This is a genomic window from Bacillus sp. V59.32b (genome assembly GCF_003429085.1).
GTDB lineage: Bacteria > Bacillota > Bacilli > Bacillales > DSM-1321 > Peribacillus.
Window position 1 is genome coordinate 21,668 of sequence record NZ_QVTC01000076.1, and the last position, 22,346, is coordinate 44,013.

The 22,346-nt window shown below is 39.6% G+C and carries 19 protein-coding genes, 1 pseudogene and 1 riboswitch; of the genes and pseudogenes, 13 read left to right on the top strand and 7 right to left on the bottom strand.

Annotated features, from left to right (window positions below; genetic code table 11):
• Positions 1 to 163 precede the first annotated feature (163 nt).
• From D0463_RS16075 to D0463_RS16090, 4 genes are all read left to right on the top strand, one after another.
• On the top strand, positions 164 to 1,192 hold the full coding sequence (locus D0463_RS16075; protein ID WP_117308391.1) for a GGDEF domain-containing protein: 1,029 nt from the start codon (positions 164 to 166) through the stop codon (positions 1,190 to 1,192).
• Between the two features lie 139 nt (positions 1,193 to 1,331).
• Positions 1,332 to 2,321 carry a Delta(5) desaturase DesA gene (desA, locus tag D0463_RS16080; RefSeq protein WP_117308392.1) on the top strand — a complete coding sequence of 330 codons (990 nt, stop codon included), beginning with the start codon at positions 1,332 to 1,334 and terminating at the stop codon, positions 2,319 to 2,321.
• 92 nt (positions 2,322 to 2,413) lie between these two features.
• Positions 2,414 to 3,550 (top strand): sensor histidine kinase, encoded by a 1,137-nt coding sequence (locus D0463_RS16085; RefSeq protein ID WP_160118458.1) that lies wholly within the window; start codon positions 2,414 to 2,416, stop codon positions 3,548 to 3,550.
• The gene (locus D0463_RS16090; protein ID WP_117308393.1) at positions 3,547 to 4,146 is read left to right on the top strand and encodes a response regulator transcription factor; all 600 of its coding nucleotides are present in this window, start codon (positions 3,547 to 3,549) and stop codon (positions 4,144 to 4,146) included. The genes D0463_RS16085 and D0463_RS16090 overlap by 4 nt, the downstream gene beginning before the upstream one ends.
• Before the next feature lie 9 nt (positions 4,147 to 4,155).
• Here the strand turns inward: D0463_RS16090 and D0463_RS16095 are convergent, their stop codons facing one another.
• The 3 genes from D0463_RS16095 to D0463_RS16105 form a co-directional block, all read right to left on the bottom strand.
• Entirely contained in the window at positions 4,156 to 4,626 is a 471-nt protein-coding gene (locus D0463_RS16095; protein ID WP_117308394.1) for a DUF4188 domain-containing protein, read from the bottom strand.
• Between the two features lie 15 nt (positions 4,627 to 4,641).
• Entirely contained in the window at positions 4,642 to 5,187 is a 546-nt protein-coding gene (locus D0463_RS16100; RefSeq protein ID WP_117308395.1) for a PadR family transcriptional regulator, read from the bottom strand.
• A 141-nt stretch (positions 5,188 to 5,328) separates the two neighbouring features.
• Entirely contained in the window at positions 5,329 to 6,027 is a 699-nt protein-coding gene (locus D0463_RS16105) for an SDR family NAD(P)-dependent oxidoreductase (protein ID WP_117308396.1), read from the bottom strand.
• Positions 6,028 to 6,311: 284 nt separating this feature from the next.
• Here D0463_RS16105 and D0463_RS16110 point away from each other — a divergent pair, with 284 nt between their 5' ends.
• The gene (locus D0463_RS16110) at positions 6,312 to 6,848 is read left to right on the top strand and encodes a PilZ domain-containing protein (protein WP_160118459.1); all 537 of its coding nucleotides are present in this window, start codon (positions 6,312 to 6,314) and stop codon (positions 6,846 to 6,848) included.
• Between the two features lie 184 nt (positions 6,849 to 7,032).
• Positions 7,033 to 8,790 (top strand): methyl-accepting chemotaxis protein, encoded by a 1,758-nt coding sequence (locus D0463_RS16115; RefSeq protein WP_117308398.1) that lies wholly within the window; start codon positions 7,033 to 7,035, stop codon positions 8,788 to 8,790.
• 74 nt (positions 8,791 to 8,864) lie between these two features.
• Here D0463_RS16115 and D0463_RS16120 read toward each other — a convergent pair.
• Positions 8,865 to 10,495: pseudogene (locus D0463_RS16120) on the bottom strand (alkaline phosphatase).
• Between the two features lie 206 nt (positions 10,496 to 10,701).
• Here D0463_RS16120 and D0463_RS16125 point away from each other — a divergent pair.
• The 5 genes from D0463_RS16125 (at position 10,702) to D0463_RS16145 (ending at position 14,887) form a co-directional block, all read left to right on the top strand.
• A complete protein-coding gene (locus D0463_RS16125) occupies positions 10,702 to 11,010 on the top strand; it encodes an iron-sulfur cluster biosynthesis family protein (protein WP_117308399.1) in 309 nt (102 codons plus the stop codon).
• 297 nt (positions 11,011 to 11,307) lie between these two features.
• Positions 11,308 to 12,207 (top strand): aldo/keto reductase, encoded by a 900-nt coding sequence (locus tag D0463_RS16130; RefSeq protein WP_117308410.1) that lies wholly within the window; start codon positions 11,308 to 11,310, stop codon positions 12,205 to 12,207.
• A gap of 282 nt (positions 12,208 to 12,489) precedes the next feature.
• On the top strand, positions 12,490 to 13,746 hold the full coding sequence (locus D0463_RS16135) for a DUF445 domain-containing protein (RefSeq protein WP_117308400.1): 1,257 nt from the start codon (positions 12,490 to 12,492) through the stop codon (positions 13,744 to 13,746).
• Between the two features lie 129 nt (positions 13,747 to 13,875).
• Positions 13,876 to 14,232, top strand: coding sequence for a hypothetical protein (locus tag D0463_RS16140; protein ID WP_117308401.1), 357 nt, complete (start codon positions 13,876 to 13,878; stop codon positions 14,230 to 14,232).
• Between the two features lie 325 nt (positions 14,233 to 14,557).
• Positions 14,558 to 14,887, top strand: a complete 330-nt coding sequence (locus D0463_RS16145; protein WP_117308402.1) for a MerR family transcriptional regulator — start codon at positions 14,558 to 14,560, stop codon at positions 14,885 to 14,887.
• Between the two features lie 79 nt (positions 14,888 to 14,966).
• On the opposite strand, the gene D0463_RS16150 is transcribed toward D0463_RS16145, so the two are convergent.
• On the bottom strand, positions 14,967 to 16,298 hold the full coding sequence (locus D0463_RS16150) for an amino acid permease (RefSeq protein WP_117308403.1): 1,332 nt from the start codon (positions 16,296 to 16,298) through the stop codon (positions 14,967 to 14,969).
• A gap of 274 nt (positions 16,299 to 16,572) precedes the next feature.
• On the opposite strand from D0463_RS16150, the gene D0463_RS16155 reads away from it, so the two are divergent.
• Complete coding sequence (locus D0463_RS16155) at positions 16,573 to 16,893, top strand: hypothetical protein (RefSeq protein WP_117308404.1); 321 nt, start codon at positions 16,573 to 16,575, stop codon at positions 16,891 to 16,893.
• 486 nt (positions 16,894 to 17,379) lie between these two features.
• Positions 17,380 to 17,528: riboswitch (cyclic di-AMP (ydaO/yuaA leader) on the top strand.
• Positions 17,529 to 17,659: 131 nt separating this feature from the next.
• Positions 17,660 to 19,486 carry an APC family permease gene (locus D0463_RS16160; protein WP_117308405.1) on the top strand — a complete coding sequence of 609 codons (1,827 nt, stop codon included), beginning with the start codon at positions 17,660 to 17,662 and terminating at the stop codon, positions 19,484 to 19,486.
• 67 nt (positions 19,487 to 19,553) lie between these two features.
• Here the strand turns inward: D0463_RS16160 and D0463_RS16165 are convergent, their stop codons facing one another.
• Complete coding sequence (locus tag D0463_RS16165; RefSeq protein ID WP_117308406.1) at positions 19,554 to 20,849, bottom strand: hemolysin family protein; 1,296 nt, start codon at positions 20,847 to 20,849, stop codon at positions 19,554 to 19,556.
• 207 nt (positions 20,850 to 21,056) lie between these two features.
• Positions 21,057 to 21,956, bottom strand: coding sequence for a YitT family protein (locus D0463_RS16170; RefSeq protein WP_117308407.1), 900 nt, complete (start codon positions 21,954 to 21,956; stop codon positions 21,057 to 21,059).
• Positions 21,957 to 22,346 lie beyond the last annotated feature (390 nt).

Genomic DNA, 22,346 nt, shown 5'->3' on the forward strand with positions numbered 1-22,346 from the left:
CACTAAAAATGATTGAATTAGAATACTATCAAATCGAACTCGTCAATATGACGAGTTTTTTGTTTGTATATAAAAACACATTAGATAAACAATTTGTTGTATAATGGAATAAAAAATAATACTAAAGACCTAAAATCATCCTGGGATAAGAGGAGTCTGCTTTATGTTTAAAGAATTCCAACAGCTGAAAAGAAGAATATATTTAGTGGTATTTCCTTTGTTTAGCTTATCTCTATTAGTCAATCAGTTTCACTATAGGCATAGTGATTCAACCTTACACTTTGAAGATAAATTAAAAGACTACCTTATGTTATCTTGGTTTTTAATCGGATTTTTGTTATTAATGATAAAGAAGAGTTCGCTTAGGACGGTCGAACTTATAACGCTGGGTCTAGTACCAATCATTCTTTTTATATATCTGCGCCATATTTTATTCGTTGAAATTCCTCGTGAAGATGTGTTAGATTCAGGTACGTTTTTGTTTTGGGCTCCCTTTTTATTCATTGCCATTTTTATATCGCTCCCTAAGAAACAAGCTTTAATTTATGCATTAAGCATCCAAACAGTAAATTTAGTGATGACCTTTTTTGCATATTGGCAATTTCAATATCCTGACGATACAACAAGAATTCTCTTCAATTTTTTTATTTCCCAATACGTGTTTATTTTTGCGATGTTTTATTTCCAGGAACTTTTTAAGGTCTTTCTAAAAAATCGGGAGCTGGAGGATATGGCGAGTACTGATTATTTAACGGGTCTCCCAAATAGACGGAAAATCGATCAAATATTAAATAAGCAATTCCGTAATGGGAAAGCTTTTTCGATTATTTTGCTTGATATCGATCATTTTAAGGCGATCAATGATAAGTATGGGCATGATATTGGCGATTCGGTACTGAAAAAAATTTCATCCTTATTAAGTGCGCACAAAAAGGATCAACATTTCTTAGGAAGATGGGGTGGAGAGGAGTTTATCATGATTGTAACCGGCGGGACCAATACGGAAGAGGAGGCAGAGCGAATACGCTCGATTATTGAAGCTCATCTGTTTATGGATGTTCAAACGGTTACGGCCAGTTTTGGAATCGCTACATATGAACAAGGTGATGATAAACGCTCTTTGCTTAACCGTGCCGATTCTGCCCTTTACTTATCAAAAGAAAACGGGCGGAACCGGGTGTCTGTTTTGTAGAAATTTAGCCTAATTTGCCTGTTTGACAGCTTAAACATGACATTTATCATATACGCTGCATGACACGTATGTCTTCAAAAATCTATTTCGATTACTTATCATTAATCATAACAATGAATGAGGAAGGGAAATAGATAAAATGAGCGAAAATAATGTAAAAAGCTTAAGAAAGCATGTAGCCCCATTTGAAAAATCGGATACAAAGAACAGTGTTAGGCAACTCATTAATACCATGGTTCCTTTTTTTATGCTATGGTATCTTGCTTATCAAAGCCTGTCCATTTCTTATTTCCTGACGCTTGGATTGGCAGTGATTGCCGCAGGATTTCTGGTGCGGATTTTCATTATTTTTCATGATTGCTGCCACTACTCTTTCTTTAGGAACCGGAAGGCCAACAGAATACTTGGAACGTTCACCGGCATATTAACTCTTTTCCCGTATAGCCAATGGCAGCACGAGCACTCTGTCCACCATGCAACAAGCAGCAACCTGGATAAGCGAGGTACCGGGGATATATGGGTGCTGACGGTGGATGAATATAGGGAAGCGTCCATTTGGATGCGACTGGCTTATCGTTTGTACCGAAACCCGTTCGTCATGTTTGGCTTGGGTCCAATCTATGTTTTCCTTATTACAAACAGGTTTAACAGAAAAGGTGCAAGATTGAAGGAGCGGCTGAATACTTATCTGACAAATGTCGCGATCGTTGCTTTGGTAGTCGTGTTAGGACTGACGCTCGGATGGGAATCATTCCTTTTAGTGCAAGTGCCGATTTTTTGGATTTCAGGCGCTGCCGGGATCTGGCTTTTTTACGTCCAGCACACCTTTGAGGATGCCTATTTTGAAGAAGATAAGGACTGGGAATATGTAAAAGCAGCGGTTGAAGGGAGTTCCTACTACAAGCTTCCGAAACTACTGCAATGGCTCACAGGAAATATCGGTTACCATCACGTACACCATTTAAGCCCGAGGGTCCCTAACTATAAGCTTGAAGCGGCTCACAATAACACTCAGCCTTTGCAGAATGTACCGACTATCAGTCTGGCAACCAGCTTGAGTTCACTTAAATTCCGCCTATGGGACGAGCAAAAGAAGAAATTCGTGGGATATAAAGAGATTAAGTCGTAAGTGGATCAGATTTGATTGCAGGACAGTTGGGATGACTGTGATAAAATAGCAAAGAGTGTTAATATCTAATACCAAAAAAAGAGGTTTCGAACATGCTGAAAAGGTATATGATATTCCTGAAAAGCACCGGGATATCGCCCTATATATGGGCGGTCCTGAGCATTTTACCGTTCTATTTTATATTTGAATCTTCCTCCACGACTGAAATCATCGTAGGAATTTTATTGACAATCTTATTCTTTTTCTTTTACGGCGTAGCTTTTATATCGAACGGATGGGTTGTTTATATATGGACGATTCTATTGATCGGTATATCGGTTGCATCGACAAGCCTGTTCAACTATGTGTATTTTGCCTTTTATATTGCCTACTTTATCGGAAATATTAAGGGCCGCTATCCGTTTATCACACTGTATATTATTCATTTAGTAAGCACATCCGTCTCAATCAACCTTAATGTCGTTCTACAGGATGACCAGTTCTTAAAGCAATTGCCATTTGTCGTGATCATTTGGATAAGTGTCATCCTTCTCCCATTCAGCATTCGGAATCGGAATGAGATGGGACAGCTTGAAGAAAAACTGGAAGATGCCAACAATCGGATTTCTGAGTTGGGAAAGCTTGAGGAGCGTCAGCGGATTGCCCGCGATCTTCATGATACACTCGGACAAAAGCTTTCCCTTATTGGACTAAAGAGCGATTTGGCCAGTAAATTAGTTTACAATGACCCCGAGCAAGCACGAGATGAATTGAAGGATGTTCAGCAGACCGCTAGAACAGCATTGAATGAAGTAAGGAAGATGGTGTCGCAAATGCGTGGCATCCGATTGAAAGAAGAAATCATTCGTGTCAAACAAATCCTTAAAGCAGCTGAGATTGAGTTTGTAGGGGAGGAGGAAATAGCTTTAACGAATGTTTCCTTGTTGACTGAGAATATTCTAAGTATGTGTTTGAAAGAAGCGGTGACAAATGTTGTCAAACACAGCGGAGCCTCAATGTGCCATATCTCGATCGGGCAATCGTGGAACGAAATTGTCATTACTGTTAGGGATAACGGAGTCGGCAGCGTGACGGAAAACGACTTTACAAAAGGAAACGGTCTGATTGGAATGAAGGAACGCCTGGAATTCGTCAATGGCAGCCTCGAGATTATCGCTCAAGAAGGGACAACATTACTCATAAAAGTCCCAAATGATGTAAAGCAGACAGATAAGGAGGAGCTTAAATGATTCGAATTGTCATTGCTGAAGATCAGCGAATGCTATTGGGAGCTTTAGGTTCACTGCTCAATTTGGAAGAGGATATGGAGGTCGTTGGAAAGGCGAGTAATGGGGAAGAAGCCATTAGTCTTGTCCAGCGATATCAGCCGGATGTGTGTATCATGGATATTGAAATGCCTGGAAAAAATGGTCTTGAGGCGGCGGAAGAACTGAGAGGGCTAGGCTGTAAAGTCATCATATTAACAACCTTTGCCCGTTCAGGTTACTTCCAACGCGCGTTAAAAGCAGGGGTAAGCGGCTATTTACTAAAGGATGGCCCTAGCGAAGAGCTGGCGAGCTCAATCCGCAGCGTTAAGGCAGGCAGGAGAATCTACGCACCAGAACTCATGGATGATATATACAGTGAAGAAAATCCTCTTACCGAACGGGAGCGGGAAGTATTAGAACTGATTGCCGATGGAAAAAACACAAAAGAAATTGCTGACCAACTTAGGCTAAAAACGGGAACGGTACGAAATTATATTTCAATGATCTTAGATAAGCTGGAAGTAAAGAACCGGATAGAAGCGATTACTCAATCCAAAGAAAAGGGATGGTTTAAGTAGTCTCTTTTTTTATGCTTTAAGTCGTTGGCGGGCTGAATTCAAGGAAGGTGTAATCGGTTTGTGTCCAGCTGCCTTGGCAAGCCCGAATGCTGGCATATTTCCATAGATGGATTCATACTGGCCCTTAGGAACGACATAGGTTTCGTGATAAATTCCTACCGCATCGCTATTTCCCACTTTTTTATTGAAATTTTCCCATGCGGTTAAATGTTTTTGGCCTTTCGCATAGGCAAGCAGATCTTCAGCGGAACGCCAATATTGAACCATCAGTGTTGAGCGTAATCCCCAAAAGGTTTCCATTGATAAACATCCAAGCTCTTTATTCATATAAAGCTCGCGTATCATTGAAGGTATCGCTTTAAATACCGGCCCCCATTTATGGACGGCCCACCACTTATTAACCCGCATCCCAATTATGAATATCACAATTTCGCTCTCGTTTGCAGAAGTAAAACGTCCCGGGAAAATTTTTTTACCCATCTGAATAACCTCCTTTTATTCTTGAATTTTTTTCTTTGTCTCCTCACACCAATCGATAGCGGCCTGCGTCATTTTTTTGCCATAATCCAATGTGGTGAGCCAAAATTTTGCATCTGCTTGCTCCATTAGGTTTTCTGTAATCATGTTTGAGATGTTTTCAAAGGTGATAAATCGTTGTTGAAGTTTTTCCAGGTATGTGTCGATGTGATGGATGGTTATATGGCTGCTCTGATGACGGCTGAAAAATAGCTTCAGCAATAATTCGTTTTTTTCGGTGGGAATATCATTTATGGGTGTTTGAAGCCAAGATTGTAGGGAGAGTTCTCCTTTTTCTGTGATATGGTATTCCTTTTTATCGGGTTTCCCATCTTGAGTGGAATTAACTACAGTCGCCAGACCTTCCTCAACTAAATGCTTGAGGGTCGGATAAATTTGCCCGTAGCTAACTTTCCAGAAATGATTCAAACTCCCATCAATCATCTGTTTTATGGAATACCCGGTATGACATCCTATGGTGAGCAAGCCGAGTACCGCATACTTTGTATGGTTCTCTTTTGTCATGAAATCACCTCCTTGTATCTTTTTGATATATATCAATTAGATATATGATACCAAATAAAGAAATAATTAGAAAGTATCATTTTCAGGAACATGAAAAAAAGCCCAAATATGATGGGCTTTTCAAAGTATTTTATAATGGGATTAACCGCCGGACAATTGAAAATCCTCTAACTGAATCACCCTCCTTTCCTTAAGTGAATCAGTATGGGCCAATTCTACCAGATAGGGTGCTACATTGGCAGGATCATCACCAATGGTCGCCAGATTAGTTTTCATTACCCCGGGATTAAATACATTTACAAGGATACCGTTTTTAGTTTCCTCGTCTTGAACAGAATAGGTCAGTGCTTCTACCGCTGCTTTACTTGCTGCGTATGCGCCAAAACCTGCAGCGCCTTCCCTGACCAAACCTGAAGTAATATTGATAATATGTCCTGATTTTTGATTTCTCATAATCGGCAGACTTTCTCTCATCATTAAAAATACACTCGTGGCATTATTGTTGATTTGGTAATCCCACGAATCGAGGGGACTATCGACTACATGGTACTGGTGGAAAACGGCTGCGTTATTGATCAAGATATCAATCTTTTGGAATCTGTCTACCGCTGTTTTTATCAGCATTTTCACATCATGCTCAGACGATACATCCGCGCGGACAGGAAAGACATCCACTTCAAATTGGTTAGCGATGGAATCCTTCACTTGTTCAAGCTTGCCATAACCGCGCCCGCAAATGATTAAATTTGTTCCTGCCTTCGCAAAAGCAAGAGCTGTTTCTTTTCCCAAGCCGCTGCCCGCACCAGATATCAGTACCACTTTACCTTTCAAACAGCTCATCAATGTCCTCCTCTTCTTTAATATTATTAGTTATATGTGATAACTAATGTACAATATAGTAATTTTAAAGTCAATATATTCTGAAAATTATAAAAACAATTGCTGTATATCTATTAAATGTTAGAAAATTTTAATTTCTCCTAGACTTTTAGAAGTATTTACTGTATAAATTAGGTAAATGGTTTTAATGATAAAGAACTAATTAAAAGAGATGACTCCACATTTTTTTTGGATTCATCCCTTTTGTATGTGAGAAGCGATCTTGGTTTGTTGGAGGTGAAGAAGTGTATTATCTCGTATTATTTGAAGCATTTCTGATCGTATTGCTACTAATATTATATTTACGCAGTGAAAAGAAATTAAAGAATTTGAACTTATACCATACTACAAACAACTATCCGAAAAAAGGAAGCAATGAAACTTCAATAGAGTATTCCATCCAAAAAAGAGCACATAGGGTATTAGTCCCGTACATAGAATGTACCGTTAAAATTGTTGACTTTGGCAATGAAAAGTTTGAATCTTTACGAAACAAGCGGTTTATTGGCCAAGTGGAAAACATAAGTGTTACGGGGGTGAAGTTTGTCTCAACGTATGAGCTGCCTGTAAAATATGAAATTATTGGAGAAATATATTTTACATTGGGAGAAAAAGAATTTAATCTCATGGGCAAGATTGTAAGAAGAGAGGACCACCTAAACGGGGAGCTAAGATACGGATTTGAATTTTTTGAATTAAAAAGGGAAATGATTGCAGATTTAAGCATCATTTTAAATAATATCGAAGCGGGAAGAAGAAAACAGTTTGAAGAGATTTTTTAGTTTTATATCTATTATTGTTTGAAAAACCAAGCAAGATGCCTTGAGCAGCTTTGCTTGTTTTTTTAGTGGCAATAATGACGATATTTTTATACCCCCTTGTAATAATCTGAAAATTTGTTATATTGAAATTAGGCATTATTTACTATGAAAATAGTCCTAATTTAAAGCGTCGGGGGATTGCGTTATGAATCTAAAAGTGAAAAATATCGTAACTACGCTCAAAACAAAGCTCATTTTTTTATGTTTAATTTTGTTAGCGCTTCCATCTCTGGTAATCGGGATTACCGGCTATCAATCCAGTAAAGCAAATCTAGACCAACTTGGCGAAACAAACTTAACTAATAATGTGAATATGGCTATTAAATTAATTGAAAATCTTAATCAAGAAGTTGAAAAAGGAGCCCTTTCCTTAGAGGAAGCTCAAGAGAGAGCTAAGGTTGCACTCATTGGTGAAAAAGGGTCTGACGGTAAAAGAGAGATTGATAAAAGCATTAACATGGGCGAATACGGTTACTTTTTTGTGATGGATGAGAAGGGAGAACTACTGGCTCATCCAAACACAGAAGGTAATAATCTATTTGACTCTGTAGATCCCAATGGAGTAAATGTGGGGGAAGAAATTGTTGACGCTGCATTTAAAGGCGATGGATATGCCTATTATCAATGGCCGTTGCCTAATGACCCGGAAAGCATCAAGCCTAAAGTAACATTTGCAAAAAAAGAAGAGAATTGGGGATGGGTGGTCTCTGCGGGGACATATATGATGGATTTTAATAGCGGCGCTAATTCCATTTTATATGTCTTATTAATTACATTAGGTATTTCATTGCTCGCTGGCTCGGTGATCGCATGGTTCTTTTCGGGACGCATCGCAAATCCAATAAGGAAAATAGCCGAAGAGATGACCCTTGTGGCTGCGGGAGATTTAACGATAGAGAAAGTGAAAGTGAAAAGTAATGACGAGGTTGGATCGTTGGCGGACAGCTTTAACAAGATGGTAGAAAATCTAAAAGAATTAATCATGAATGTTGTTGAAACTTCCGAACAAGTAGCAGCTTCCTCTGAACAGCTGAGTGCGAACGCAGATGAAACATCTAAAGCAACAGAGCAAATTGCAGGATCGATGCAGGACGTGGCAGCAGGTGCTGAAGAACAAACGAACCGAGTTGAACAATCAACACAATTTACTAAAGAAATCTCGAATGATGTGATAGAAATTTCAGATCAGGTGGAACGTGTAACGGAAGCCACAAATTTCTCTTTGGAGCAATCCGAGAAAGGGAAAGAAATCGTAAAACAAGCGATTACACAAATGGGTATAATTAATAGTAATACTGCTGAAACAGGAAGTGCCATTCAACTATTACATGAGAAGTCATCTGAAATTGAAAAAATAGTATCGCTGATTAAGGGCATTGCGGAACAAACGAACTTACTAGCTCTAAACGCGGCAATTGAGGCTGCCAGAGCTGGGGAGCATGGCAAAGGTTTTGCCGTTGTAGCTGATGAAGTCCGCAAATTGGCAGAACAATCCAGTGAATCGACACAGCAAATCAATGGATTGATAAAAGACATCCAGGAGAGTATCAACAAGGCGGTAGAGTCGACGAAAAATGGTGAAAATGCCGTGAAGACAGGAACAGAATTAGTCAATACCGCTGGGAGCTCTTTCGGGGAGATTGGGACTGCCGTTGTTCAAGTCGTAGACCGACTGAAAGACGTAACAAGCTCTATGAATCAAATTAACGAGGGAACTAGTAACTTAGTGGAAACAATGGTTGGTGTGAATGAGATAACAGCCAAGACAAGCGGATATACGCATGAGGTTGCCTCTGCCACGGAAGAGCAAACCGCATCCATTGAAGAAGTAAGTGCTGCGACAGTCACGTTGGCTCAAACCGCACAAGAACTGCAAAGCCTTGCAAGGCAATTTAAGATCTAGTAAAGGGAGAAAAATGGACAAAGGACACATCGGTTAAGATGTGTCCTTTGTCATGCATACTATGAAGAGAGTGCTTATTTCACAAGCTTCAATGCACTTTCAGAAATATAGAAGTCTTTTCCGTTATACACATTGATTGTGTTTACCGTTTTTTGTTGATTTGAACTTTGGATCATGATGTTTTTATTTGCCGGGAATTGTACTTTTTGTTTTCCTTTTTCGGCAATCAGAACTACGTTATTTGGGTCTGTCACATCAATGCGGGTTGTGTAGCCTTTTTTCTCTAATGCGTCTTGGCCATTCATATAAAGTTTTTCTGTTAATTGATTTAAATCAAAGCCCATGAATTGTGCCATCTTTTTGGCAATGTCCGTGTTTTCAAGCAGCCCGATGGGTCTGGAAGGTCCGTAAGAATATAGGAATACGTCTTCACCTGTGTGTCCTCCCGTTGTAAAGCCGATGTTTGCACGGTTCGCGAGCATTTTTACCATGTCTGAAGCAAGGTTTTTAGAAGAATGTAAGGTTGCTTCTTCTTCAGACGTTAAGTTATCCAGACCATATAATGCTGCTACTTCTTTAAGGTTCGATTTGTCTGATTTGAGTTGGCTTAATGCACCTTCAACCGTCATTTTTGCTTTCTTTAATGGATCGATATACGCTGACACAGGGGTTTCCGGATAGGTAGCATTCGTATTTTGGTTACCCATTGTAATTCCGCTATTCCCGTGGTCACTTACGGCGATGACCATTGTATTTCCATCCTTTTTCGCGAAATCAACAGCCTTCTCAACAGCCGCGTCAAATGCTAATACATCACTAATCATTCCAACCGAATCGTTTGCGTGTGCTGCCCAGTCAACTTTGCTTCCTTCCACGAACAAGAAGAAACCGTCTTTATCTTTATTCAGTGTGCTGATTGCCTTACCTGTCATGTCTGCTAAAGTAGGCTCGCTAGGTTTGGTTGTTTCGCGGTCAAAATCGTAAGCAAGTGCGCTTGGGGCAAAACTTCCCCAAATCTTGTCCGATTTTGAATTTAATAGATCGCTGCGATTTTCAACGATGTCGTATTTGTTCTTTTGCAGAACTTTCATGAGGTCTTCGCCATCTTTTCTTGCATTTTTTGTTGTTCCGGGAGAAAGGGATTCCTTTCCTCCGCCTAACACTACATCGATATTTTGATAGACTTGCTGTTCAGCAATGTCGCCATAATTGCTTCTATGTGTCACATGAGAAGAAAAGCCGGCTGGTGTCGCATGCTGGATTTCGGATGTTGAAATGATACCCGTCGCTTTCCCTTGTTGGCACCTTCCAATACGTTTGCAACCGGTTTATGAGCATCTTTTGCGGAAACAGGCTTAACCCCCGGTGAATTGACTACTGCAGGTAGGACACCAACGAATTTATCGTTTGATTTATTCCCCGTAGCCAGTGCTGTTGCCGCTGGTGCTGAGTCAGTGATGGCCGATTCTGCAGAATGCGTTCTAACGCCGCCTGCGACCATTTCATTGATAGCGAGATTTTCGCCTTTATACCATCTTGAAAGGGTCGTGGCACCGGCACTTGTCCCATCCATGACCATCATGATTACGTTAGTCGGTTCTTTTTTTCTATCCTTTGCTTGAACATCTTCCTTATTGGCAGCTAACCCCATTGATGAAATAGCAACTGCCCCAGCCAAAGTAAACCCTGCTACTTTTTTGCTCATTTTGTTCAATCCTTTTCCCTCCAAGAAAATTAGAATTTTCTAACAACAAATTAATAAAGGAGGAATGTTAAGTTACTATTTTACTTACGTTAAAAATATATGTAATTTTATTTCAATTTATGAAATGTAATAAAGTTACATATATCTTCACCCATTATTTTCTTGAAGAAGGAGTATAGTTAAAGTATGAAGAAAGGGTGATGATGATGGAAATTATGATAAAACCACCCGCAGCAGCGGAATTGAAAAAATATGACTTTAAGGAAAATGAAGGTGTCAGAATAGAAGCGATATATGTTGGCAGCTGTTCTTTATATGCCGAACATCATCTTAAAATCGATAAAAAGCAAACCGATGGTGATTTGTTTGTCATTGAGGATATTCCCATTTTAGTTTCGAAAGAAAGCCAAAAACATCTGTATCACAATATATCTTTAGATTTCAATCCTTCTCTTGGATTTAAACTTTCATCTGACGAAGAAGTCTATCGTTATAATCTTAAACTGGCAAGATAGAAGATACAACCAGAGGTCTTTAGGCAAGTGGAAACCTTGCCAATAAAGTAGGTAGCGCTATGGGTTCGGCATGGCGGGCAGAAGGCGATCATTCTATCCTTATACGCGACCATAACCATGTGATGATAGTAGCCCGGTTATGCGAATCCTGTAACCAATAGGGCTGGCGGCAATGCTCCAAAGGAGAATGTCGCCGTTTTTCTGGTTTCTATCTTCCAGAGTAGGGAAACCTTATTTAATGAAGGAACGTATCCAAAGATGTTAGGGAGCGATTACAGTGGAAAGGAATGGATGCGGATGAGTTTACCGGATCAAAACAAAGTAGCCGAAATCAAAGATCGTCTTGAAAAGCGCAGAGTGACTTTGTCTGACGGAACATCACTTCCATGCTTAGGGCAAGGGACGTGGTACATGGGAGAGGACCCTCAAGCGAAAAGCAAGGAAATCAAAGCCTTGCAACTTGGAATCGAATTGGGCATGAAACTGATTGACACGGCTGAAATGTATGGAAATGGCGGTTCTGAACGACTAGTAGGCGAAGCGATAAAAGGGATGAGAGGGGATGTCTTTCTAGTATCGAAAGTGTATCCGCACAATTCAGGATTACAGAAGATTTCAACAGCGTGCGAAAACAGTTTAAATCGGTTAGGAACTGACCATTTAGATTTATACCTTCTGCACTGGAGAGGGAATATTCCGTTAGAGGAAACGATTGCCGGAATGGAACAACTGAAGAAAGAAGGTAAGATCTTAAGGTGGGGAGTTTCTAATTTTGACACCGATGATATGGAAGAGTTATGGAACACCCCGGGCGGGCAAAAATGTGTGACGAACCAGGTGTTATACCATCTTGGTTCCAGAGGGATTGATTTTGATCTGCTCCCCTGGGAAAAAGAACACGATATCCCGATTATGGCGTATAGTCCCCTTGCTCAAGGCGGTTCTTTAAGAAACCGTTTATTGAGCGATCCGGTCATGGTCGACCTTGCAGGAAAGCATAATGTGGAACCGCTGCAAATCGCTCTTGCCTGGACGATACGGACGAATCAAGTAATAGCCATACCTAAAGCGGTCCAGGAACAACATGTTTTGGAGAATGCCGAAGCGGCGACAATTGAATTAACCGATAAAGAACTAAACCGGATTGATGACATTTTTCCTAAACCTCGTCAGAAGATGCCTTTGGATATTAAATGAATATTTGTCCCCTCGGATGTTCCCGCTGAGGGGTTATTTATTTGTCCATCAAGCATCATAAGAATTATCGGGCTTATTATCAAACGTTCATGATAAAAAACATTATGGTGATCAAAAAGAAGGTAAAAGTGTAAGTTTTAAAGTGAATCAAAAATAGACGGAAAAAGATAAAGAAGAACCGGTCGTGATGCGCACGGTCGGTTCTTCTTTTGTTAGGCGTTGTAATTAGTAGAGTATGACTATATCATTTGGGTATAATATATTTATTTACACAAAGGATGAATGAATCATATGTCTAAAAATTCAAAGCACTTAGCTGGTATCTCACTGGCCGTCATGGGGACAGGGTTTATTTCCACTCTTCCTTTTGAAGGGCCTTTCATTATTGATTTATTACAAGGCGGCTTTGAGGCGGGTCTTGTAGGGGGATTGGCTGATTGGTTTGCCGTGACGGCTCTATTCCGGCATCCAATGGGAGTGCCTATTCCTCACACTGCGCTTTTACCGAAAAATCGAAAACGGGTGACAAAGGCGCTAGTCTCTACGATAGAAAACGACTGGCTTTCAAAAGAAAGTATTAAAGATAAATTAAAACAGATTCATTTTACCGAGAAATTGCTGAACATTACCGAAAAAGAGCTTCACTCGGATTATTTGAAAAAGGGAATCGTACAGACTTTAACTCGGTTAATCCACCATATTGACACCGAAAGGGTAGCGCCTTTTATTGAGAAACAGCTGAAGGAGTCACTCACTTCACTTGAAGTGCGCGGGCTTCTTCAGTCTGCTGCCAATCAAGCACTGCTGAGCAGTTATGACAAACAGGCCTTTGATCTTTTACTGTTAAAAGCGGAAGAATGGTTAGTCCAAAAAAACCGTAATTATCAACTGGGGAGCTTCGCAATGCGTGCGATCGATAAAATCGAGGTAGACGGGATTTTTCAGTTTGCGCTTAAGTCTTTTCAAAGCATGGTGAACGAAGAAAAGCTCGGAAATATTCTCCAGAACCTTTTGCTGAACAATATAGCAAGCCTGCGTCAGGAAGACGATGCAAACCGCGAGGCAATCCTCTTGCGGCTTCGCACGACATTGCGGAATATAGGGGAGAACAAGCCATTAGTAGAAGAAATACAAAATCTGAAGGATCGTCTTATTTCAGATTGGGAGCCGGCTGAACAGGTAACTGGTATCCTCGAAAAGGTTCGTCAGCACGTCTTGGCCTTTGTCCAAGACAGCCGATTCATGGATGAATATTTCCTTCCGCTTATAACAAATTTGTTAAATGAGATAAAAGCGGATGAACAAAGAATCAATCAGATTGAAGGTTGGATTCAGGAACAAGCTAGCGTTCTTATAGAAGGCAATCACTCGAAAATTGGCAAGCTTGTAGAGGAGAACCTGGATAAGCTGGATGATAAGATGCTCATAGAGATGATTGAAAATAACGTTGGGAAAGATCTGCAATGGATCAGAGTTAATGGAGCGGTTTGCGGATTTATTATCGGATTATTTTTAACAGGATTTACAATGCTCGTATAATTGCATTTTAAAGAGTCTCTCATTATGCTGAGAGGCTTTTTTGAGCTTTTAAAGAACAGACATTTCCCTGGAAAACCATGCATAGAATAGATAAGAAATTACGATAGGATAAGGAAGGAAGAAATATCTTTGAAAAATAAAATAAAGATTTATCCTCTGCTGTTACTTGCTATAGTTTTGGTTCCAGTCGCATATTTTGAATCTGAATATGTGAAAACTTTGTATGACACTGAACCTTTATTGCTTGGACAAGCGAGCGGTGCTAATAATGAAACCACCATGGCCATACCTGAAGAAAAGGAGGAGACATCTGAAGAAAATTTGACATTACAGCTAGATCAAAGACTGGTCGATCGTGAAGAGGTAGACGGATATCTTGTGGAAACATACCGGGAGTACGAGCTCTATGAAGACCAAGCAGGGAATGTTAAGAAAGTGATTCCTACCTCGAACTATGATTATATTCGTTATAAGCTGGATGAATAGTTATGTTCATTAAAAGAGGGTTTCCGCCTAAAATGGAAGGGAACCCTCTTCTTGGTAATTCCGTAAAATTTTCATTTATTCCGTAAAACTAAGCGTAAATTCCGTAAAAATTCGAATTATTCCGTAAAACTATCCGTTGATTCCGTAATCGGGATTTATTAGAATTATAAGTATGAATCATCATAATATTTGTTAGATTATATAACATAACTTTTATTTTTAAAGTTTATTATCTAAAAATACAGATAATTCTTTGGAATTTATTTTCATTCGGCCTTGTTTATGTTATATTACCTAACATAAACTTTCTGTCCGAGGTGATGATATGGGAAACGGAGATGCATCTTATAAAGATAAAAAGGTGATTTCAATAGGAGTGGTCAGCGAGTTAACGGGTCTGTCCGAAAGGCAGATTCGATATTATGAAGAAAGAAATCTCATTTTTCCCGAAAGAGCGGAAAAGGGTAACCGCAAGTACTCTTTTGCCGATGTTGAAGACTTAATGGATATCGCGAATAAAATAGAAGATGGTGTACAAACATACGAAATCAGGCAGGAAATGATAAGAGAGGGCAAGAAGGAAGATCGGCGAACAACCCGCGAAAGAATGCTCAGAGGCCAGTTGAATGCCCAATTTGGCATACGAAAAAAATAAAATAAACAAGGCAGATACCTAAAAGAGAAAAAAACACTTTGAATAAGGTTTCAAAGTGTTTTTTAAGACTTTTTCCTTTTCATTTTCGGACAATGAACGAGAGTATTGCAAGTATTGATACAGTCACCAGACATACGGCAGATCCGATGAGATTATTTGGATTAAAAATAAAAGCAAGAAAGATAAGCGATAACGAGACGATCGCAAATATGGTCGTATATGGATGCCACTTCACCCGGAAGTCAGGTTGTTCTTTGTACCCCGTCCGGAGCTTTAGTTGAGCTGAACAAATACTTATCCATAACAGAAGAACCGTAAAACCCGGAATGGTCATTAAATAACTTATGATTCGTTCGGGTGACATATAAGCCAAGAACACACCGATCAATAGGCATGTTGCAGCTAGCAGAATTCCTTTGAGAGGAATGCCTTTTTTAGTTGTTTGCAACAAGCCTTTTGGCGCTTCTCCGCTTTGGGCCATTGAATACAATGTTCGAGATGTGGCGTAGATGCCCGAGTTAGCGGCTGAAAGTACAGCTGTTAACAGAACGAAATTCATAATATGAGCGGCCCCGGGGAGTCCTGATAAACTGAAAACCTGAACGAAAGGACTGTCTTCGCCCGAAACTTGGTTCCAGGGCATGATCCCGCAAATGATAAGAATCGGAAGGATGTAAAAAAAGATAACCCGCCAAACGGCCCCTTTGATTATTTTGGGGAGCACCTTCTTAGCATCTCTCGTTTCTGTCACGGCCACCCCAATTAATTCAGCGCCCCCATAGGAAAACATAACAACCAATAGCGCGCTAAAAATTCCGTTGAGCCCATTAGGGAAAAATCCGCCATGTGCCGTATAGTTTGAGAAGGGATCGGGAGTGGAGCTGGGAAAAAAACCTAATATGATCAGAAGTCCTAGAACAATAAAAGCAATAATTGCAATTATCTTAATTCCTGCAAACCAAAACTCAAGTTCTCCATAAAACTTTACATGAAACAAATTAATCCCGATTACTACCGCAGCACAAAGCAAGCTGAAAAGCCATAACGGGACAGAGGGGTACCAGTATTGCAAGAAGCTTCCTGCTGCCAGCAATTCGACAATGATTACAATGATCCAATTAAACCAATAGAGCCATCCAACGACAAAGGATATCCGAAAACCAAACGCTTTATTAACAAGGTTTTGAACGTTTGAGTCCGGAAAAGCCATCGCCATTTCTCCTAAAGCAGCCATGACAATGAATAGTAGGATCCCCCCGGCTAAATAGGCAAAGACGACACTTGGGCCTGCCATATTTAATGTATCTGAGCTGCCTTTAAAAATACCGGTTCCAATCATGCCCGCCAGTGCAATAAACATCACATGCCTGGGCAATAACCCTTTTTGTAAATCATGATGCCTTTCTTCCATATGGGTATTCCTGCCTTTCTTAAAATCGTTATCTATACACACTTTCGTGCTTTTGGGTGTTAAAGTACATTATATTAAAATAACATTTTAATGGAAGATGTCAACATGTGTCATATAAACAGGAGTCACCGAGGCGACATAGAATTAAATAAGGAAATGAATGAGGTGTTGAAATCGAGACATATAATTGAATAATAGAAACTTTCATTGAATAATATATGTAAAAACAAAATGAGTATTGGTACAATTAAATGTAAAGAAGGAGACTACTACAATGAAAATTAATTTGATGATTTTTATTGCATCAGTAAAAGAACAAAAAGAAAATAATATTCAAGAATTAATGATGAAAACATTTGAATCTAATATTCGTCCTGTTGAAGGGGATATAATAGATGATCCAGGATTCCATTCTGGATTTCATAATGGATATGAAGTTGTAAAAGTTACGATCAATTATGCTTTAAACGAATGTTTTGTTTCGCTACACCCACTTGTGTTAGAAATGGAAGAAATTAAGATAGAAACCTATATAGGGAAACTTGAAGCACACGGTTGGCGTGTTGTTTCAAAAGAAGAATTGAAAAGTATGTAAAAACACTTCGTTTTTTCAGAAGGGTTTTTTCTAGAGGTTTGAGAAAATAGACTAACAGGAGCTTTAGTAGAATAACCAATTAAACAACTTTTATCGATTTTGAGGCCAAGAAGAGATTGAAATGATATAAATTAAATAACTATAAAGAGCCTTGCTACATATGAAGTGTAGTAAGGCTCTTATTCTTTTATAGGGTACAGACAGAGAAACGGTAAAAAAGTACGTTAAGGTTGGAAACCATTTTACATAAAAGGAATGTCCCAATAATGCCCGTTTTTGGTTCTTGATTAAATGCCGCTTCATGTACTCTAAAAATGGCAATTTTATTGGGATTCTCATAAAGATAGAGTCTTAAACGTTAAGGATAAATTAATAGAAGAAGTGATTGAAACACATTATTTAGGTCAGGGGAACAAGCCTTAAAAAATTTTAAAAATAGTTATTTACAAATTTTGTACACAGGAGTATAGTTATCATCAGTTTCAGATTTCTATATCGCTTAATCCTTTATTGGAGCGGGGGACCCACTATTTAAGGTGATTTTTTCACCTGGGGTGAATCCTATTAACGTAGGTAGGGCTACTCTTTTGGCCCGAATCCGACAGCTAACTCCGTAAGCGTTCTTGAGAGAGGAAGTGGAGCTGGTGAGACAAAAATTTCTTGAATGTCCACTAGGCTGTTTGCTGTGCCTTGTGGGCTTTTTGTTGTTGGGAAATTTGTTTAAACAGCAGGAAATATACAAAAACAGAATGATGGTGGTGGGGTTATGATATCCGCGTTAAAAAGATTTTTAATCGGTCGGCCATTAAAATCAACAGAACTAGGGGAACAAAAATTAAACAAACGGAAAGCATTGGCTATCCTTTCTTCGGATGCTCTTTCATCAGTTGCTTACGGCCCGGAGCAGATCCTGCTCGTTTTAATTACAGTAGGTACAGTCGCTTTTTGGTATTCGATTCCGATTGCAATCGGAGTACTCATACTCTTGACGGCTCTTATTCTTTCATACAGGCAAATCATTTTTTCCTATTCACATGGTGGCGGAGCATATGTGGTGTCGAAGGAAAACCTCGGAGAGAATCCGGGATTGATAGCAGGCGGCTCGCTTCTGGTCGATTATATTCTGACCGTTGCGGTGAGTGTTTCAGCCGGCACGGATGCTATTACTTCCGCGTTTCCTGTTTTGCATGACCATAATGTGGCGATTGCCAGCTTACTGGTTGTTTTCATTACGATCCTAAACCTGAGGGGGATAACCGAGTCGGCTTCTATTCTGGCATACCCGGTCTATTTGTTTGTTCTGGCGCTATTTATCTTAATCGGGGTAGGGTTGTATAAAATCATTACCGGTGATGTCTCACCGGATCTGCATGCTCCAATTGGAACACCAGTTGCAGGCATCACGTTGTTTTTATTATTAAGGGCGTTTGCATCTGGAAGTTCTGCGTTAACCGGGGTTGAAGCTATATCCAATGCTATTCCGAATTTCAAGGATCCGGCTCCAAATAATGCAGCCAAAACATTGCTTGCTATGGGTGGCTTGCTTGCCGTCTTATTTTCAGGGATTGTTGTCTTAGCGTATTATTACGGAATTTCTCCTCAAGTGGAAGAAACGGTCATATCACAGATTGCATCTGAAACTTTTGGAAGGAACTTCATGTATTTCTTTATACAAGGTACAACTGCGTTGATCCTGGTCCTTGCTGCGAATACCGGTTACTCGGCCTTTCCTTTACTTGCGTTCAATCTGGCGAGTGATAAGTACATTCCTAGAATGTTCACGATCAGAGGAGATCGATTGGGATACTCAAATGGAATCATTACGCTTGGAGTCACGTCTATCCTTTTGATTGTTGTGTTTAACGGACAAACCGAACAGCTTATTCCTCTCTATGCAGTTGGAGTGTTCATTCCATTCACTCTATCGCAGACAGGAATGCTTGTAAAATGGATCCGTGAAAAACCGAAAGGATGGATGGTTAAATTAGCGATCAACTTTGTTGGGGCCTTGATTAGCTTTACCGTCATGATGATTTTCTTTTTGACAAAGTTCGGGCAGGTATGGCCCGTATTAATCTTTTTGCCGCTCATTGTTTTTGCCTTTCACCGGGTGAAAAAGCATTATCAATCCGTTGGTGAACAATTGAGTATACAAAGTTGCGAACCGGCTATCCCGATTGAAGGGAATGTCGTTATAGTCCCTGTTGCCGGGATTACTCATGTGGTTGAAAACTCATTGAATTATGCGAAATCCCTGTCAGCCAATCAGATTATTGCTGTGTACGTTGCTTTTGATAGGGAAGATGAAAAACGATTTGAAGAGAGATGGAGTAAATGGCAGCCTGATATAAGGCTTGTCACTTTACACTCATCTTACCGGAGCATCATTCAACCGCTGACTAAGTTTATAGATAAAGTAGAAAAAAAGGCGAGGGAATCGAAATACCGGGTAACGGTAATCATCCCACAATTTATCCCAAAAAAAGGCTGGCACAATATTCTTCACAATCAATCCAGCTTATTAATTCGTGCTTATCTGCTTTATAGAAGGAATATAATTGTGACGACCGTACCTTATCATCTAAAGAAATAATAAAAAAGGGATCCTTCGTGTTATTCATACGAGGGATCCCCTTTTTTTTCTGTTGATAAAGAATTATTTAGGTTTTTTTAACTTCGATAAATGAGATATGGTGGCCGTCTATCTCTTTAACTTTGAAGGTATAACCTTCTTCTTCTAATTCATCACCAATTTTGACATCATAGCTGTGGGTCAGGAACCATCCTCCGAGCGTATCGACATCTTCTTCAGATAGATGGGTTCCGAGAGTGTCATTCACCTCTGTGATTAACACTTTGGAATTAAAGATATAATGATTCTCATTCAATTTACGAACGTCGGAAATTTCATCTGCGTCAAATTCGTCGCGGATTTCGCCGACAATTTCTTCAAGGATATCCTCAACTGTTACAATCCCTGAGGTTCCGCCATATTCATCAAAAAGAACGGCCATATGGGTCTGTTCTTTTTGCATTTTAACTAATAAATCATGGATCGGTATCGTTTCAATGACGCGGATAATCGGTTTAATAAACGGCTTTAACGGGATTTCTTCCATCAAAGATTCTCTCGAAATCTTAGCTGTGAGTATTTCTTTAATGTTAACAATCCCTAATATATTATCTTTATCACCGTCAACTACAGGGTATCTAGTGTACTTTTCGTCCCGGATGGTTGTCAGGATATCATCAATTTTATCATCGATCGAAAAACTGATGATTTCAGTGCGGGGCACCATGATTTCTTTAGCAATCCGCTCATCGAATTCAAAGATGTTGTTTACATATTTCAATTCGTTTTGATTAATTTCCCCGCTTTTATAACTCTCAGAGAGAAGAAACCGCAGTTCCTCTTCCGAATGGGCCAACTCGTGCTCTGAAGCTGGTTTCAATCCAAACAGGCCTACAATGAAACGGGCAGATCCATTCAGGACCCAGATAAACGGAAACATTAATTTATAAAACCAAATAATTGGTTTAGAGAATGCAAGAGTAACAGCTTCAGATTTTTGGATTGCCACCGTTTTCGGAGCAAGTTCACCCACTACCACGTGCAAAAAGGTTACGAGGGAAAAGGCGATAATTAGGGCAATAATATGGGATGTATTTTCCCCGATATTATAATTAAGGAAAATCGGTTCTAAGAAATCTGCAATTGTAGGTTCCCCCAGCCAACCTATTCCCAATGCTGTAACGGTAATCCCTAATTGGCAGGCGGATAAATATTCATCCAAATGTGAAGTTACCCTTTTAGCCGCTACGGCTCCTGCCTTGCCCTCAAGTATAAGCTGTTCCAACCTTGAACTTCTAATTCTGATTATCGCAAATTCGGTTGCAACGAAAAATGCGGTCAAAGCAATTAACAAGATCAATAAGATTACATTAACAATTTCCAAAAAGTAGCCTTACTTAGTAAGGCGTTCACCTCCATGTGCTAAGAAATATTAGTCTTCTTCTTGATTACCCTGAAAGAAGCTCATCACAAACTTATTTCATTCGAAAAGTGATATTAAAGTGGTTTGTTCTGAAACGTCCCCCAGAATTTGAAGGTACAATCTAAATATGCTAGGGGCCAATATATCTGAGTTGGCCTCTAGCTATACTTAATGAATCCCTCTCTTTTTAAAACGTCCGCCTTTCACTTCCGCAATATCTGCTATTGATAAAAAGGCACTAGGATCAGCCTCATCTACAATGTCCTTCAGCTTAGCTTCTTCCAGCCGGGTGATGACGCAAAAGATCACTTTTTTATCGTCTCCGGAAAAAGCGCCTTCCCCATTTAAATAAGTCACTCCGCGTCCCAAGCGGTGGAGAATGGCATCCCCAATATCCTGATAATGGTCGCTGATGATCCAAACCGATTTTGATTCTTCCAGTCCGGTAATCGTAACATCAATGGCCTTAAAAGCAATAAAGTAGGCGATAAGCGAATACATGGCTCTATCCCAGGAAAAAACAAATCCGGCACTGCCAAGAATGAAAATATTGATGAACATGATAATCTCCCCAACCGAGAAAGGGAGCTTGTTATTGGCAAGGATAGCCAATACCTCGGTTCCATCAAGAGACCCGCCGTTTCGAATGACAATGCCGATTCCTGCTCCAATCGCAATTCCGCCGAATACGGTGGCTAAAAGCAGATCATCCGTAAAAGGAGGTACTGGATGAAGTAATGTCGTGGATATCGAAAGGATGATGATTCCGTAGAGAGTCGATAAAGCAAAGGTTTTTCCAATCTGTTTGTAGCCAATAAAGATAAAAGGCAAGTTTAAAATGAATAAGAACACACCGATTCCCCAGCCTGTGGTAGAGGCGAGCATAATCGATATACCTGTCACTCCGCCGTCAATTACCTGATTGGGTACAAGGAAGATTTCAAGGCCCACTGCCATTAAAATAGCACCAAACGTAATGAGCAATATCCTCTGGAAAAGCAAAATTTTTGAACGTCGGCGATGCTGCTTTTTCGTTAAACTTTCAGGTTGATGAATTGTATTGATCATTGTCCACCTCTTGATTAATTATTTTCTGAAAAATACTGTGCATTAGGGAGCGATATGCTGCATGAAAAGAGGATGGGTAATATTTTTTCGGTGATAGAAAATCATCCATTCTTATAAATGTGCTTAGAGTATAAATTCTAGAAGTCCTTTTTACTTTTCGCTAAAGAAAATATGCCATGATCCTTCATTATATTCTTTACCTTAATGTCCTGCAGAAAATTGATTTTTAAACCAGGATGTGTGAAAAAAAGGGGGACCTTCTGATTATCGAAGAAATATCTAATATGATTATATCAATATATAAGCAAATAAAACTATTAAGCAGCTTAAAAATAGGCTCTGTTAAACGATAATGTTGTTTTTGGGAAGGGAATCTGCGAGACTCCTCGA